Source organism: Methylophilus sp. DMC18 (genome assembly GCF_056314005.1).
This window is the reverse complement of record NZ_JBQUZE010000003.1, coordinates 499172-514756: the sequence shown is the minus strand read 5'-3', so window position 1 is coordinate 514756 and position 15585 is coordinate 499172. Positions and strand designations below refer to the sequence as shown.

General features: G+C 54.0%; 15 protein-coding genes. All 15 read right to left on the bottom strand.

Features of this window, described 5'->3' with window-relative positions:
* Positions 1–2: 2 nt before the first annotated feature.
* The 15 genes from ACT53G_RS09445 to ACT53G_RS09375 all read right to left on the bottom strand — a co-directional run bounded on the left by ACT53G_RS09445 (position 3) and on the right by ACT53G_RS09375 (position 15584).
* Positions 3–416, bottom strand: a complete 414-nt coding sequence (locus ACT53G_RS09445; RefSeq protein WP_194748521.1) for an ExbD/TolR family protein — start codon at positions 414–416, stop codon at positions 3–5.
* A gap of 4 nt (positions 417–420) precedes the next feature.
* Positions 421–1059: a MotA/TolQ/ExbB proton channel family protein gene (locus ACT53G_RS09440; RefSeq protein ID WP_313986782.1), complete on the bottom strand. Its 639-nt coding sequence runs from the start codon at positions 1057–1059 to the stop codon at positions 421–423.
* A 235-nt stretch (positions 1060–1294) separates the two neighbouring features.
* Positions 1295–4825: a TonB-dependent receptor gene (locus ACT53G_RS09435; protein ID WP_476169256.1), complete on the bottom strand. Its 3531-nt coding sequence runs from the start codon at positions 4823–4825 to the stop codon at positions 1295–1297.
* Positions 4826–4984: 159 nt separating this feature from the next.
* Entirely contained in the window at positions 4985–5962 is a 978-nt protein-coding gene (locus tag ACT53G_RS09430; RefSeq protein ID WP_476145384.1) for a FecR domain-containing protein, read from the bottom strand.
* On the bottom strand, positions 5952–6476 hold the full coding sequence (locus ACT53G_RS09425; protein WP_476169255.1) for a sigma-70 family RNA polymerase sigma factor: 525 nt from the start codon (positions 6474–6476) through the stop codon (positions 5952–5954). The genes ACT53G_RS09430 and ACT53G_RS09425 overlap by 11 nt, the downstream gene beginning before the upstream one ends.
* A gap of 169 nt (positions 6477–6645) precedes the next feature.
* Complete coding sequence (locus ACT53G_RS09420; protein ID WP_476169254.1) at positions 6646–7134, bottom strand: type II secretion system protein; 489 nt, start codon at positions 7132–7134, stop codon at positions 6646–6648.
* Complete coding sequence (locus tag ACT53G_RS09415; RefSeq protein WP_194748526.1) at positions 7121–7492, bottom strand: type II secretion system protein; 372 nt, start codon at positions 7490–7492, stop codon at positions 7121–7123. The genes ACT53G_RS09420 and ACT53G_RS09415 overlap by 14 nt, the downstream gene beginning before the upstream one ends.
* 3 nt (positions 7493–7495) lie before the next feature.
* A complete protein-coding gene (locus ACT53G_RS09410; protein WP_476153976.1) occupies positions 7496–8002 on the bottom strand; it encodes a prepilin-type N-terminal cleavage/methylation domain-containing protein in 507 nt (168 codons plus the stop codon).
* 21 nt (positions 8003–8023) lie between these two features.
* The gene (locus tag ACT53G_RS09405) at positions 8024–9976 is read right to left on the bottom strand and encodes a type II and III secretion system protein (RefSeq protein WP_476169253.1); all 1953 of its coding nucleotides are present in this window, start codon (positions 9974–9976) and stop codon (positions 8024–8026) included.
* A gap of 8 nt (positions 9977–9984) precedes the next feature.
* Positions 9985–10539: a hypothetical protein gene (locus tag ACT53G_RS09400; protein WP_476169252.1), complete on the bottom strand. Its 555-nt coding sequence runs from the start codon at positions 10537–10539 to the stop codon at positions 9985–9987.
* The gene (locus tag ACT53G_RS09395) at positions 10536–11138 is read right to left on the bottom strand and encodes a hypothetical protein (RefSeq protein WP_476169251.1); all 603 of its coding nucleotides are present in this window, start codon (positions 11136–11138) and stop codon (positions 10536–10538) included. The genes ACT53G_RS09400 and ACT53G_RS09395 overlap by 4 nt, the downstream gene beginning before the upstream one ends.
* Entirely contained in the window at positions 11126–11638 is a 513-nt protein-coding gene (locus tag ACT53G_RS09390; protein ID WP_476169250.1) for a hypothetical protein, read from the bottom strand. Before ACT53G_RS09390 ends, ACT53G_RS09395 begins: the two co-directional genes overlap by 13 nt.
* Positions 11639–11649: 11 nt before the next feature.
* Positions 11650–12558 carry a hypothetical protein gene (locus tag ACT53G_RS09385; RefSeq protein WP_476169249.1) on the bottom strand — a complete coding sequence of 303 codons (909 nt, stop codon included), beginning with the start codon at positions 12556–12558 and terminating at the stop codon, positions 11650–11652.
* Positions 12539–14248, bottom strand: a complete 1710-nt coding sequence (locus ACT53G_RS09380) for a GspE/PulE family protein (protein ID WP_476169248.1) — start codon at positions 14246–14248, stop codon at positions 12539–12541. Before ACT53G_RS09380 ends, ACT53G_RS09385 begins: the two co-directional genes overlap by 20 nt.
* A 142-nt stretch (positions 14249–14390) precedes the next feature.
* Entirely contained in the window at positions 14391–15584 is a 1194-nt protein-coding gene (locus tag ACT53G_RS09375) for a type II secretion system F family protein (RefSeq protein WP_476169247.1), read from the bottom strand.
* Between the last annotated feature and the right edge of the window lies 1 nt (position 15585).

The window sequence follows — 15585 nt, the reverse complement described above, 5'->3', positions numbered from 1 at the left end:
TGTTACTTTCGTGACTCAGGCGACATCACAAAACTGAACTTGCTGATACCCGCGCGCTGAATCGCGGCCAGCACTTTGGCCACTACGCCATACTGCGCATGCTCATCGGCATAAATCTCCACCGCCGGGTCGTGCTTCTGCTTGAGTACGCCCAGCTCTTTGGTCAAGGTGTCTAGCGGCATGTTTTGCTGGTCCAGAAACACCTCCCCGGCATCGGTCACGCTAATGTGTGCGGTTTTAGGCACAGTCACCGCCACCTCGGCACTGGCCTGCGGCAATTTGACCTTCACCGCGTTCATCAGCAATGGCGCCGTCACAATAAACACCGTCAGCAACACCAGCATCACATCGACCAGCGGCGTCACATTGATTTCGCTGACCAAATCTTCGCTCTCACCATCACTAAACATCGCCATGGCATTAACCCTCTACGCCAGATTGTGTCAGCAAGGACTGAAAACGGCTCGCCACTTGCTCCATATCGGCCCTGTGCACTTTTTGCTTGCGCATAAAATAGTTGTAGGCCAACACCGCAGGCACCGCCGTGGCAATGCCAATCGCCGTCGCAATCAACGCCTCACCAATCGGCCCGGCCACCACATCCAACCCGGCAGAGCCCGTCGCTGTGATCGTCTTGAGCGCATTCATAATGCCCCACACCGTGCCAAACAAGCCGATAAACGGGGCAGTAGAGCCTATGCTAGCCAACACCGCCACGCCGCCATCCATGCGCTTTTGCTCCAGATAAGCCTGTTGCTTGAGCGAGAGCAAAATCACCTCCTGGCGCTCATTGCGGCGCAACACCGAATTCGCCATCACCTCATTCATCGCCCGCATCCCCGCATCACACAACCGAGCAAAGCTGCTGTTACTGTGCGAAATAATGCGCGGCAACTCATAAATGGTTTTCACCTGCTGCCACTCAGACAAAAAACTGTTGGACTCACTGCGCAACTTGAACCACACCCAGCTTTTGACGATGATGATGGACCACACCAGCACCGAGAGCGCACCCAGCAAATACAACACGAGATCAACAATATCAGGCACCAAATCCACAGCTCGCTCCAAAAATAGACTTATCAATAAAAACTGCTCAAATGCAAATTACCGGATCAAGGCCAAGCGCAACCCAAAATTACTATCGCAAAAACCAATCGGGAAAATTCCATACACACAACGGGAATTTTTCACATTTACACCCTCTTACTTGTTTAATCGCTGGCGACGCAAAAAGCCTGACGTCGTTAACATAACTTTACCTAAAGGCCGTTAAATCTATTAAGTTGAGGGGTTAGTTGGGCACAAATTGATACCTCAAACTGAACCATGCTGCTCTAGGTGCGCCTGGCGCTAAGAAATTGGTACTTAACCAATCATCGGAGTTGTGGTTATAGCCACCAGGACCAATTGCACCGTTAATACTTGGCGAGAATGGGTTTCTTCCTAATCGCCCCGCAGTGAAATACTCTTTGTCAAAAATATTATTAATGAGCATAGTCGCAGACCACTCTTTAGAGATTTGATAACTTGTTTGGAAGTTAATAACGCCATAACCATCTAACTTCCCTGGGTTTTCTGAAGTTTGACGGGATACAAAGTTACCCAAATTATTAACACGAGTTTGAGTTAAACCTTGTTGATGCTTGTTATTTTCATTTCCTCGCACAAAGCTGCCCGAATGCATAACTGCACTGAACCCTGCCCTCCATTTGTCCGTGATTTCATAGCTAAAATTAAGGTTTAAATTATGCAGAGGAATACCTGGCATGCGATCACCAGGCTTAACAGTGATTGATTGAAAAGCCTCTCCGTTGAATGAAGCTAGCGCATTACCAAGATCCGTAGTTACTGCACTGCTATTGTTATCGGAGATCATGTCAAACTCACTTTGGAAAGTAGCATCTGTGAGAGAGTAGTTAACTCCTAACGTAAAACGGTCTAACTTACCTGAAATGCCAGCTTCAACTCCACGACGGCGGGTTTTGCCTATAGTGTTAAAGAAACTATTGGCAGCACCAACGGTGACTAAATAAATATCATCTTTGAGATCCGTCTGATAGGCACCAATATTCCAATTAAAATTGTCACCTATAGTTCCACGTAAACCGATATCGTAAGTAGTAGCCTTAATTTGTGGCAGATATGGGTCACCTGACAAGGTTGTTGGTAAAGTACATGAGCGATTCTGTGCAAGACTATTGGGAATATCTATAACCTCGCCAGGCTCTGTAATACCATTTCCATTCAAATCAAAAGGCACTGTTTGACCACTAGGGCGGCCATCATAAGCACAACCAAGTTCAACGACACTCGGTGTACGTGTTCCTTTGGCTAAGTTGACATAAAAATTCAAATCTTCTTTGGCTTGCCAGCTCATGCCAAGAGATGGATTGAGGGAGTAATAACTGAATTTCTCGGTTTCAGCTGGTTTAAGTAACTGTCCACCATCACCCACTCGATAGCCTGTTGATGGGCAATTGGCTTCAACCCCAACACACAGATTAAAGGTGTCTGGAGTTGAGACGTATGATCCCAGGCTGTAATAAGTAAAAGCTGTTCTGGTCGCAACAGTATTTTTTACCTTTGTCTGGTTGTATCTTGCTGCAGCAGTGATATGCAGTGTTTCAATAGGGCTCCAAGTATCACTGGCATAAATGCTTTTAGTTATTGATGTACCGCTGAAATTATTATTAGAAATCGGTGAGTCCGCAGCTGTATACATATCCAGTATCTGGTCTGGTGCCAGATATGCCTTTCGATTTTCATCAAGTAAACCGAACCGTTGACTATTGCTGTATGCTGCGTAGGCTGAGTCTAAAGAAGCCCCTACCATTAGCTTGTGTTTATCTAAATTCCAATTAAATTGGATTGAACCACCATCTGTTTGTTGCTTGATATTATTGTTAGTAAGTACTGACGTGGGGATGCCATCAACAACACCTGTACCATTATGCCCAGCACCATCGGGGTTGACTGGCAACCCATTCGCATCCCTGATAGTAAGGTCTGCTGATGCCCCTTGACATACATCGCGATTAATTGGGGCGATCGGGATGACTACATGCTTAACGCCATTTCTATCGTAAAAATAGTTAACCGAAGTTTCAATCCCTACCGTCGGATCAAAGTCTGACGATGCGGTCCTGTAAAAATCCCACAAAGAATCTAAAGCCACATATGAGCTATTGCCATTTGAGTAATTCGTCACATCCCCATTACTCACAGGTACAGGAATATTGTTATATTGATATAAAGCTTGGTTTTGTGGATTACTCCAATAAACAAATGATTCACGTGCCGCTTTTGCAAACTCTGCAGACAGCTCCCCATTTTTTGCTGAGGCTAAGGCCGTTTGGTAATCATATGTTGGGTCTACACCGTTTCTATTAATGTACTCTTGAATTAATGGATTTGAAGTTCCATCGAACTCATCACTCAAAGCAAACACATAATAGTCTGGAACACCATATTGGTTCGTACTAACGAATTGACAACTTATCTCCTCACCAGGATTGAGATTTCTTTTCAATTCTTGCGTGCTTGGAAAACCATCCATATAAGCATCAGCACCCAACGCACGCCGATTGCTATCTCGTCGATAAACCTGACCTGTAACAGTAAACGTATCATTAACAAAGTAGCTGCCTGATAACTGAAACTGCTGAAGTTTATTTTTGGTTGTATCCTCACCTGTAAATACGCTATTACGATCTTGCTCGTACATTTGCGACGGCACCAAGCCGTTACCCACCAAATCAGTTTTAACCAGAAGCGTACTTAAATTTAAATCCAGCCTGTCACCACGGTAACTGGCTTTACCAAAAAACTGATTCACCTTACTAGGTGAATTTGTTCGCCAGCCATCTTCTAAAAAGAAATTTCCAGCGCCGAACAGCCCGATTGTACCGTTGTTCCATCCTGCTTCGGCTTGCAGATATTTACGCCCAAAGGATCCAGTGAGCACCTGTGCATCAACCCCTGCATTCTCAAAACCGTCTTTGGTTTTCATCGACAGCGCACCACCTAATGTGTTGCGTCCGAAAATTGGGTTGGAGCCTGGGAAGACATCAATGCCCGACAATGCATTCATGGGAATCATGTCCCAGTTCACCACATCACCAAACGGCTCATTGACTCTAATGCCATCAAAGAAGACACTCAACCCTTGTGGCGTACCAATCTGAGGGCCCGCAGTAAATCCTCGATAGGTTAAATCCATCTGAAATGGGTTACCTTGGTAGTCGTTGACATTCACAGACTGCAACTTGCGATTCATTAAATCTGTAATGCTTAATGAATGACTTTCTTTAATTTCCTGAGCAGAAATACTCTGCACGTTACCAGGGATTTGCTCTTTCGTCAGACCAAGTCCTGGCAATGGCCCAACTTCGTAAAAGCGTTTAGCCCGAACCTCAATGCCTTCCAGTTTGAGTGCTTTATCTTCTTTTTCTGGTGCGCCGGGGATAGGTTTGGCTTTGGGTGCAGCGCGGCGGAGTTGGTAGCGGCCGGATTTGTCTTGCACGACTTCTAGGCCACTGTCTTTAAGTAGTGCTTCAAAGCCTTCTTGCACGCCGTATTGGCCTTTGAGCGCGGGGCTGCGTTTGCCTTGGGTGAGGATGGGGTCAAAGCCGAGCAGGATGCCGGATTCAGCGGCGTAGTCGGGCAAGGTGTCGCTTAAGTCCCCGGCCGGGATTTGATAGCTCTTTTTAGGCAGGCTGACATTGAGTGTTTCTGCCTGTGCATGCCAGGCAGAGAGCGCCAGGCTCACGCCTAGCGCTAGCCAATGGGGTGTTGTGTATCCTGATAGGGTTTTATTTTTCATGTGGGTAAGCACTTTCTGCATACGCATAATCTGTGTGATTACTGCTATGCCGAACGAGAAATAAAAACCGGAAGATAAAATTGCGTTTTTTTAAAAAAACCTGCAAAGATCGCTTGAGAAAACACGTTGTGAAGCGGTCCTCCACGACGGCATTGCGGGCTAGGCAGGACTGAGGGTGGTCCAGAAGCGTGTGAAACGCTCGACTTTGACGGGCAGGGTTTGCTCCAGGGTTTGCAAAATGGCGGGAATATCGTTGAGCGGGAACGAGCCGGAGATTTGCAAGTCGGCCACGGCCGGGTCGCAGCGTAAGACGCCGGACTGGTAGCGTGAAAGTTCTGCGGCAAAGTCTTGCAGGCGCATGGCGTAGACGACGATAAGGCCATTGACCCAAGCCATTTCGGTGGCTTTGAGTTTGGTTTTGGCATAGACCTGATTGGCGGAGAAGACCACAGACTCACGGGCGTTGACGCGCACCGGGGATTGTTTGCGGCCAAGCGCACGCACATCGACCATGCCATCAAAGACACTCACTTTGGTGTAGTCGCGTTGCTGTTGTTGCCACTCGCGCACACTAAAGCGTGTGCCCAGCGCAGTGGCCATGCCTTGCTTGGTCACCACGCTGAATGGGCGGTAAATGCGCAGGTTTTCGTGGGCGGTTTCAACCAGAATTTCGCCACGCACCAGCTCAACAATCCGGTCAGTATTGCTGTAGACCACGTTAATGGCAGAGTGGGTGTTGAGGTGCACCAGCGTGCCATCTTCGAGCGTTAACTGGCGGCGTTCGCCGACCTCGGTGCTGATGTCGGCCAGCATGCCGCGCCAGGGTTGTTCGCGGTAGGCATAATAGCCACTGCCGCTGACCATGAGCAGCAGAATGAGTTGCTTGAGCAGGCGTCTGCGCTCGGCCGAAGGCGGTGCCTGCAGCGTGGCGAGTGCCAGCGCACCGGGCACTTTGCCAAAGTAAAGCTGTACGCGTTCAATTTGTTGCCAGGCACGGCTGTGTTCTTCATCGGCTTCCAGCCAGGTTTGCCAGGCACGTTTGGCTTTTTCATCCATCTCGCCTGAGAGCCAACGCGCATACCAGTCGCTGGCTTGCTGCATGGCCGGGGTGACTTGTTGTGCGAGTTCAGGCCGCATGCGGGGGCTCTTGCAACAGCGTCATGCATTGCAGCATGGCGGTAGAAACATAGCTGCCTACGGTGCGCACAGAGACGCCCAGACGCTCGGAAATTTGCGGATAGCTGGCACCTTCAAGCTGGGCCAGCAAAAACGCGGTGCGGGTTTTGTGCGGCAAGCCATCGAGCATGATATCGAGCCGCACCAGCAGCTCGAGCATGATGGCGCGCGTTTCTGGCGAGCCAACTTCAGCCGGGGCCATGTAGGCCAGTGCTTCGAGGTAGGCACGTTCAATATCCCGGCGGCGCACATGGTCTACCATCAGGCCATGCGCGACGCGGCTCAGGTAGGCACGTGGCTCGTTTAATACAGGCAGCTCGTGTTTGAGCAAGAGATTGACAAAGGTGTCTTGCGTGAGGTCTGCCGCCCAGTTGGGGCAACCCAGGCGCTTTTGTATCCAGGCGCGCAACCAGGCATGGTGCTCAAGGTAGAGCCCTCGAATCAAGCCTTGCGGGTTGGATAACTGACTGGACATGGCAACTCTCTTATCGGTGTTTAGGTCTATGAGTGGCAATATTAATGCCAGCCAGCTAACAAATTGAATTGATTGGTTTTTTCAATAATTCCCGGTTGTAAAACTGGCTGCACGCAACCAACTTACATCGTTTACAACCACCAGTTAAATCAACTTCAGTGCTAAAAGCTTAAAGCGCATTACGGCCACTGATGGGTTGTGGCAGATACACAAAATACCATTCACCGTAATAGCGCTTGTCATTGAGATGCTGCAACTCGCCGCGGTAGCCTTTGCTTTTAAAAGGCACTTTGTCCGACAGGCTGTATATGCCCATAATGCCGCCACTCGGCGCTTCGACAATGCCCCAGCCTTCACGCTGCGTGATCGGGTCCTGATACGGTTTGCGCAGATGCCGGCGCGGCGACGGGAAACGCTCATCGTTGTACAAAGCCTCCAGCGTCGGTGGAAAAGTTTTAATCACACCCGGCGTCTGGTTGTAATAACGGCCGATGGCATCGCGGTAAGCCAGGCCGACTTTGATCAACTCCTGCTCACGCTCGCGCAGTACCTGCGTCTGCCAGCGCGTGGCAGCCTCTGACAAGATCAGGCCGCTCAGCATGATCAGCATAAACATGCCGATCAGGATAAAGCCCTGCGATCGCCTACCACAAGGCATACGGGGTCCCATCCTCTGCCAGCAGTGCCGAGCCGCTATGCACATCAAACACACTGCCCTGCTCGTCGATATTGGGCGGCAGTGTAATGACCCAGGTATCGGCACGCTCGGTGATCGGGTCGGGTGGCACAGACTTGAGGTATTGGCGCTCGACCAGTTCGTCCAGCGTTTCCGGGTAACGGTTTTTGTCGTTATAAAACTTGTCGATGGCGTCACGCATGGTGACCAGGTCATGACGCAAAGTGGTCTCTTTGGCGCGCTGCAACATGTGCATAAAGCGTGGCGACACGATGGTCAGCAACATGGCCAGAATCGCCAACACCACCAACATCTCGATCAAGGTAAATCCACGTTTCATTGCCTACCACTCACTGTAAGGTTGCTGGTTGATGCCAATGGCTGTTGAACGTGACGAAACGTCGTAGACATCTTTGGCCATGTCGTCGATGGCACCATCATAGGCACGGATACGCCAGGTATCGGCATTGCTGAGCTGTTGGTCGGTGGCAAACGGGTCGCGCGGGATGCGGCGTAAAAAGAACATTTTTTTCTTTTTGGTATCCTGGGCATTTTCGACGCCAGTGACAAGGATAGCCAGGTTCGGCGGATAGCCACTGCTCTCTGCGGTTTTTTTAATCAGCCCCTGGTCCACTGCATCTTTATAGGCATCAATAGCGTCGCGGATTTGCCACAAGGCGCGCTTGAGTTCGCGCTCTTTTTCGCGCTTGCCATTGAGTTGCACCACCGGACTGGCCGCCGTCACCAGCAGCGCCAGCAATACCAGTGTCACCAGCAGCTCGACCAGGGTGAAGCCCTTGCTGCGTTTGGCGTGGGCGGGATGGGCAGAAAACAGTCGCAACGCAAACATGGTCAACTTATCTCAATGCCATCAGGGCTGTACCGCGCCACCATCGGTGCTGTTCATCATCTGGTTGGCAAAGCCGCTGTCATTACGCACATTGCTGCTTTGCGTGCTTTGTGGTGTCACCACGGGCGCAGCGGGCGGGGTGGTGTCTACCGCTTGCACCGTACGCGCGCCGCCTGCCCCGACCGGATTCGCCGTCGCCGCCACCCCGGATGGAATCAGGCTGTACACCGCATTGGCCGGGCTCAGGTTGTGCATGATGCGCGGCGTGATGAGCAGCACAATTTCGTTTTTACGCTTGTCCTGATTGTTGTTGCTGAACAGCCTGCCGATCAAGGGCAAATTGGCCAGTCCAGGCACTTTACGCTGGGTGCGCTGCTCGTCATCGCGGAACAGGCCCGCCAGGATTTGGGTTTCGTTATTGCGCAATTGCAGGGTGGTATTGGCGTTGCGGCTACCAATGGTGTAAGCCAGCACGCCGGAACTGGTGGTGACCTGGTCAGTAATATTGCTGACCTCCATGCCGACCTTGATGCTGACCTGGTCCTGCATCTGGATCACGGGCTCCACATCGAGCTTGATGCCGACCTCGATATAATTCACGTTCTGGCTGACAAAGCCTTGCGCACTGGCGACACTGGTCAGCACCGGGATCTTGTCACCGACATGAATCTTGGCACGGTCACGGTTCTTGACGCGGATTTTGGGGCTGGCCAACAAATTGGTGTCGGTATCCTGATGCAACAAGTTCAGCACCACGGCCGGATCGTTGATGGAAAACACGCCCAGTTTGCCGTTAAAGTTGCGCAGCTCGGTCAGCGTTAATTTGCCCGCCTGTGGCTGCGTGCCACTCGTGCTGCCTGCAGCATTGCCCTGCACACCCACCCCAATCTGGCTGGGGTACTGGATGCCCAGGTTTTCCAGGTTACGGCGGTTGATCTCCATCACTTCCACCTCCAGCATGACTTCTGGCTCATTGAGGTCTTGCGAGGCAATCAGTTTTTCAGCCACCTTGATGCGGTCCAGAGTGTCACGGATCACCAGCGTATTGAGCTTTTCATCCATATAGACATCGCTGGCGCGCAGCACGGTTTTCATCATATTGAGCGCGCGCTTGGCATCCATGTGCGTCAGGTAAAAACTGCGCACAAACAGCTCCTCATATTGTGCCGCGCGCGATTGCGGATAAATGAGCAAGGTATTGCTGTTGAGGATTTTTTTGCCAAGCTGGTGGCTGGTCAGGATCACCTCCAGCGCCTGTTCAATCGGTGTATCCCGCAGCAGCACATTGACGCGGATGCCATCACTGAGCTCCTGGTCAAACGAGAAATTCAAATCACCGGCCTTGCCCAGATATTCAAACGCCTGCTTGATCGGGGCGTTTTTAAGCTCCAGTGTCACTTTCTTTTTGAGCGATGACTGCAACGGCCGCACCACACTGCTGCGTTCGTTTTTCTTTTGTTCCAGCTGTTCAAATAACTGACGCGCTTCAGGCTGCGCGGGTTGCTCGGCCAATACGGTGCGCAAGCCAAACTCGGCGCCGGCCCAATCCTCGGCCGCAATCGCGCTTTTAACCTGCGTTAATTGCTGGTCGTGCTGGCGGGCTTGCGTGACTTTTTGCAAGCCATCACTGGCCGCGCGATTATTCGGTGCTGCTTGCAACACTTGTTCATAACCCGTCATGGCGGCATCGTATTGTTTGGCCTGCAACAAGCTATCGGCTTCCTGCAATTGCTTTTGCAGCTTTTTCTCCTGCAGCAAACTGAGCCAGTTTTTATATTGCGGCTGGCGTGGGTTTGCCTCTACCAGTGGCTGCAACAGCCGGATCGCTTCGTCATCCTGGCCGCGCGCTGCGTAGAGCCGCGCTTGCTCCAAGGCCGCATCGCCATTTTTTTCAGCCGCTGGCCAGTGACTGCAACTGAGCAATAATAGCGGGCTGCCGAGTAGCCACATCCAACGCCAGCCTGTTTGTTTCATCTGTTTGCTCAAAGCATTCCCCCATTTTCCAGCATCATTTCAAAGCGCTCTCCGGCATGTTGCAGCACCAGCCTGTGCTGATCCAGCCGCGTGACCCGCCACCCCTCGGCAAACCGGTCACCTTCACGCACCACATATTGTTGTTGTCCATCACTTAAAAATACCTGCCAGCGGCCGTCTTGCAGCAGGCGGCCGGCATAGGTATATGGGTTGACCGGCCCAGCTGCGGCTGACGCCTCTGCAGGCACCGCTGGCGGCGGGAGTGCCGCAAACAGGTTGACTACCGGTTCATCCATTTTTGCTTCATCGCTAGTCGGCGCATCCATCTTTGCCTTATCTCGCCCCGGGATGGGCAGCAAGCCCGTGGCGGGTTGCGCATCGGTCAGCGCGGCATTTAGTGCAGGCAGCGCCTGCGACAAAGGTTTGCGCTGCTTGGCCGCCCCGGCAGGCATGACAGTCGCAGCAACCGGCGTGGACGCGGTCTCGGTGTCAGACTGGCTCACCCACCAGCAGGCAACCAAGGTCATGGCAAGCGCAGCCAATAAGCCGATTTGCCGGTTCATGCTGGCCTCCGTTTGCGCGTATACAGATTGAATTCAATATAGGCCTCCAGCCCGGCTTGCTGCACATCGCTGCGTTGCAGCTTGCATTGTGCCAGCGCCAGGCTGGGGTAGCGTTGCAAGACCAGCGCCAGAAAATGCCGCAGTTGCACATAGTCGCCGCTTAAAGGCAGCTTGATGCGCTGCACATATAAATCACTTTGCGCAGTCGCGCCGGATTGAAACTCAGCGCGCTCAAACACCATGCCCATGGCATCGGCCAGGGCCAGAATCTCGGCACTGACGCGGTCGGCGTCTTCTTCACTGGGCCATTGCGCCAACACTGGCATGGGCTGTGGTAAGGCCTGATTCGCTGAGGACGTGGACGGCCTGGCCGTTTGTGTCTGGCGGCCAGGCCCGGCCGCTGGTGCACGCAATCGCTGTTGCCAATCTTGCTGCAGCCACCAGGCTTGTGCCAGCATCATCGCCACTGCCAGCGTCAATGCCAGCAGGCCGAGCAACCAGGGTTGACGCCAGGGACTGTGCTGCCAGGCAAACTGCAGGCGTACCCACACGCGGCTCAGAACCTCGCTACCATTGCGCCCAGAATTTAAAACTGCCATGCGGCCTCCAGTTGCAAGCTGGTCATGCGCTCGCCATTGACCTCGGTGCTTTCGCTGCTATTGAGCTTGACGGCCGCCAGCGAGGCTTGCTGACGCAAACGCTCAACCAGGGCCCAGCCCTGCTGGCGTTTGTGTGCGAGCACCGTCATCCTGACCAGTTTGCGCTTGGCATCGGGTGCCAGCTGCATCCAGTAAAGTTCAGCCTGTTGCGCGCGTTCGAGGTCATGCAGCAAAGGCAACCACGGCGTGGCAATCTGCGCCTGCGCCTGCGTCAACTCGGCTTGCAAGGCCGGGCTAATAGGCGCAAGCTGCACCACCGTGGCTGGGCGGCTGGCAGACTGCCTGGCCAGCCACTGCTGCTGCAAAGCCTGATTTTGCTGGTTAAGGTGCTGATAAAGCGGTACCAGCACCAGCAATAGCAACAGCAAGATCAGGCCGAGCGCACAAGCGACCGGGCCAGGCAGACGACCGGCGGCATGATTAAAGTCCAAAATTGGCATGGCGGCACGCATCAGGCCAGACTCCACATCGGCTGGCCCGCTGGCTCAGTCGTGGGTAAAACAATGACGTTAAACGGCGAGAAATCTTCTGGGCGCAGACCTGCGAGTGCGGTCTGCGCCAGATAAACCGGCAACTGCGCCCGCTCAGGATGCAGGGCCTGCTCGCGCAACAACACCTGGCGCAAGGTATGCCGCCAATCGCTCTCAGGGGAATGGCGGTCTACGGGCAACGTGCGGATCTGCTGCCAGGCACCGTGTTGCAGGCAAGCCAGTGTCAGGCTGGTTGACTCACGGCAGACGATCCAGCCAGCCGCTTCACGGCCCTGCTTTCGCATCCACGTCAGGCTTTGGTTAGCCGAAAGTTGCCAGGCTGGCAGCAGTTGGCCGATAGGCAATCCTGCCGCATCGAACTCGCGATGTAACTGCGTCGGCAAGTCCTCGGCAATCGCATTGATCAAAAATGGCTTGCCATAGCCCGGGCACTGGCTACGTAGCTGCGATGGCTGCGTCTGAGACCCAAACGCCTGCTGCAACCCATGAGCAAAATAGGCTTGCTGATCCGTACGGCTACGGATCTGATCTTGCCAGGGTAAGGCCAGCCAGCGCACAAATTGATTAGAGAGCACGACCACCACATGCCAGCGTTGCCCGGCATAGGTTGATAACACCAGGCGCAAGGTCTCCCACAATGGCGCAGATGGGGATGCTGCATGGGCATCACTGTGATCATCCACCGTATGCACCGTGTGTTGCAGGCATTGCGCAGCGCCCCCCAGTCGTCCGCGCCGAGAGCACTCAAAGGCGACAATGCGGTCATGCGTGATCACTATGCGCAACTCTGGCGCAGTGTAGGCTTGCCACCAGCGGCGGCTGGCGGCGGCATGGCAATCGACGCCGGGCTCAGGCCAATGATGTAACACGGTTAATCTCCTGCAAGGTCGTTTCGCCCGCGGCCACCAGGGCCAGCCCGGATTCACGCATGGAACGGGTGCCGGTGGTGGCTGCCAGTGCCTTGATCTGGCTGATGGGGGCTTTGGATACGATGAGCTCGCGCATGCGGTCATCAAACAACAATAATTCAGCAATGCCCTTACGGCCCTTGTAACCGCTGCCGTGACACTGGCCACAGCCCTGGCCTTTTTTAAACTGGTAATGGCTGGCAGTGGCCGGTGTGAGGCCAGATTTAGTCAGCAAGGCGGCATCAGGGTGGTCGTCCACCTTGCAATACGGGCAAATCACGCGGATCAGGCGCTGCGCCAGAATCACATTGACCGCCGAGACAAAGCTGTAGGCATCGACGCCCATATTGGTAAAACGGCCAATGACATCAAAGACATTATTGGCATGCACCGTGGTCAGCACCAAATGCCCGGTCAGCGCCGATTGCACGGCAATTTGGGCGGTTTCGCCATCGCGGATCTCGCCCACCATGATTTTGTCCGGGTCATGCCGCAAAATCGAGCGCAAGCCACGGGCAAAGGTCAGGCCTTTTTTCTCATTGACCGGAATTTGCAAGACACCGGGCAACTGGTATTCCACCGGATCTTCAATGGTGATGATCTTGTCCTGGCCCTGATTGATCTCGGAGATCATGCCGTAAAGCGTGGTGGTTTTACCGCTGCCGGTGGGGCCGGTCACCAGCAACATGCCATACGGCGCCTCGGCCTGGGCGCGGATTTGCGCCAGCAAGGCCGGGGCAAATCCAAGGACTTCCAGGCTGATGCCCTGTGCCTCGCTGAGGGCTTTGCGGTCGAGCACGCGCAACACCGCATCCTCGCCCAGCACACTGGGCATGATGGAGACACGCAGGTCGATGTCGCGGCCCAGCGCATGCACCTTGCAGCGTCCATCTTGCGGAATACGGCGCTCGGCAATATCGAGCTCGGACATGACCTTGATGCGCGAAATGGCCTGCTCGGCCTGCATCACGCCATTCAAACCGCCGACTTCGGTGAGCACGCCGTCAATGCGGTATTTGACACGCAAGCCTTGCAGCGTTGATTCGAGATGGATATCACTGGCCCCGGCCTTGAGCGCGTCGTACAAGGTAGAGCGTACAAAACGCACCACCGGGCTACTGTCTTCGCTGATGGATTTGAGCGAGAGCTCTTCCACCGGCGCCTCATCTTCATGGCTGGTAGCATCCCCCGCATGCACCTGATCCATCGCCCGCATTTGCGCCTCGTGAAACTGCAAACAGGCCGCAATCTCATTGCGATGCGCCAGTGACCACTGCACCGGTTGCCGTACCAGATGCTGCAAGCGTACCTGCAAGGCCTCATCAAACGGGTCGGCCATCAGCATGTGCAAAGACTGATCCTCCGCTTGCATCAGGATCACGTGCCAGGCATTGGCGTCATTGAGGCCCAAGGTGTCAAACATGGGCTGCATGGCATGCATGGCCAGCGCCGTCTTGACCGGATAGTGCAGCCAGCGGCCCAAGGCCTCGACAAAGGCATCGGCGGCCAAACCACTCAGTGATTCCAGCACCTCGACCAGCGGCCGGCCGCTTTGCGCGGCCAATAGTCGCGCCTGCTGCAGCAAGTCGCCGGACAACACGGGGGCCTCGCCCAGGGGCTGCTCCAACATGGATAAATCCTGCATATTCATTTTAAGCTTGCATCCCGTCTACAACCTCTATCCTCTGACACGCCTACTAAACCGCACCTCTTTTTTGGGGCTCATTATTCAATCGAAACTTTTCATTTATGGTACTGATTATTCAATCGCGACCCTTCATTTGCGGCGCTCATTATTCAATCGCGCCGGCCAACTCAAAAATCGGCATATACATCAACACCACCACCAGCCCAACAATGAGGCCGATGATGACCATCAGCGCCGGTTCCAGCAGCTTGCTCAACCACTCGACGCGGCGCGCGGTATCCTCGTCATAAAACACCCCAATGCGCCCCAGCATCTCGTCCAGCTGGCCGCTACGCTCACCCACGCGCAACATACGGTTGGCGATAGAAGTGGTCAAACCATGCACCTCCATGGCACCAGACAGCGGCTTGCCTTCACGCACATCAGCGATCACCTGCTGCAAGGCGCGTTGCATTTCTAGCGGTAACAAAGACTGCACCATGCCGAGGGCCGTCAACAAGGGAATTCCTCCCTGTAACAACATCCCCAGCGTGCGGTAAAAGCGGGCCAGTTGATAAATGCGCAAGGCCTCACCCAAACTCGGGATCTGCCAGATTTTTTTCATGATCCAGGCCTGGCAAGCCGGACGCGAAAACAACAGCCACAGCATGGCGATACCGCTGATAGTGCTCAATAACACCAGCTCGCCATGCCCTTGCAGCAACTGCCCCCAGCGCAGCAGCATCTGGCTGGCCCAGGGCAGCTTGTCGCCGCCACTTTCATAAATCGTGCTAAAGCGCGGCACCACATAACCCAGCAGAAACAGCACCACCAGCCCACCGACCACGATGAGCAACACCGGATAAATCGACGCGGAGATGATTTTTTTACGGATGGCATCGACCTGCGCCTGGTAAGCGACATGGCGTTTGAGCGCCTGCGCCATGTCGCCGGTGCGCTCGCTGGCACGGATCAAGGCGACATACAAAGGGCTGAAGACCGCGGGTTGCAAAGCCAGCGCCTGCGACAACGGCAAACCCTCATACAAGGCTGTCCGTAAAGCAGTCAGCACCGCTCTTGAGGTCTCTTGCTGCTCTTTCTCGGCCAGTCCCTCAATCGCCTCTATCAAACTCAGGCCAGACTCCAGCAGCGCCAGCAACTCCTGGCTAAACAAGCTGAGCTGAAAGCTGTTTTTCTTGATCGGCCATTGCGGAAGCGCCCATGCCCGACGCGGCTGACGCACCTGCAAGACGCCATAACCACGCGCCTGCGCCTGCTGACGCGCCGCCTGCGGGTCGGCTGCCTCCAGCGACAACCAGCTGACCTCGCTGCCCTGCAATACCTTGAGCTCAAACTTCATG

Bases quoted from the DNA above. Each gene is read 5' to 3' on its own strand.
- ACT53G_RS09405 (WP_476169253.1), bottom strand. From the start codon at position 9,976: ATGAAACAAACAGGCTGGCGTTGGATGTGGCTACTCGGCAGCCCGCTA.
- ACT53G_RS09435 (WP_476169256.1), bottom strand. From the start codon at position 4,825: ATGAAAAATAAAACCCTATCAGGATACACAACACCCCATTGGCTAGCG.
- ACT53G_RS09445 (WP_194748521.1), bottom strand. From the start codon at position 416: ATGGCGATGTTTAGTGATGGTGAGAGCGAAGATTTGGTCAGCGAAATC.
- ACT53G_RS09415 (WP_194748526.1), bottom strand. From the start codon at position 7,492: ATGAAACGTGGATTTACCTTGATCGAGATGTTGGTGGTGTTGGCGATT.
- ACT53G_RS09425 (WP_476169255.1), bottom strand. From the start codon at position 6,476: ATGTCCAGTCAGTTATCCAACCCGCAAGGCTTGATTCGAGGGCTCTAC.
- ACT53G_RS09380 (WP_476169248.1), bottom strand. From the start codon at position 14,248: ATGAATATGCAGGATTTATCCATGTTGGAGCAGCCCCTGGGCGAGGCC.
- ACT53G_RS09395 (WP_476169251.1), bottom strand. From the start codon at position 11,138: ATGGCAGTTTTAAATTCTGGGCGCAATGGTAGCGAGGTTCTGAGCCGC.
- ACT53G_RS09410 (WP_476153976.1), bottom strand. From the start codon at position 8,002: ATGTTTGCGTTGCGACTGTTTTCTGCCCATCCCGCCCACGCCAAACGC.
- ACT53G_RS09400 (WP_476169252.1), bottom strand. From the start codon at position 10,539: ATGAACCGGCAAATCGGCTTATTGGCTGCGCTTGCCATGACCTTGGTT.
- ACT53G_RS09420 (WP_476169254.1), bottom strand. From the start codon at position 7,134: ATGCCTTGTGGTAGGCGATCGCAGGGCTTTATCCTGATCGGCATGTTT.
- ACT53G_RS09390 (WP_476169250.1), bottom strand. From the start codon at position 11,638: ATGCCAATTTTGGACTTTAATCATGCCGCCGGTCGTCTGCCTGGCCCG.
- ACT53G_RS09375 (WP_476169247.1), bottom strand. From the start codon at position 15,584: ATGAAGTTTGAGCTCAAGGTATTGCAGGGCAGCGAGGTCAGCTGGTTG.
- ACT53G_RS09430 (WP_476145384.1), bottom strand. From the start codon at position 5,962: ATGCGGCCTGAACTCGCACAACAAGTCACCCCGGCCATGCAGCAAGCC.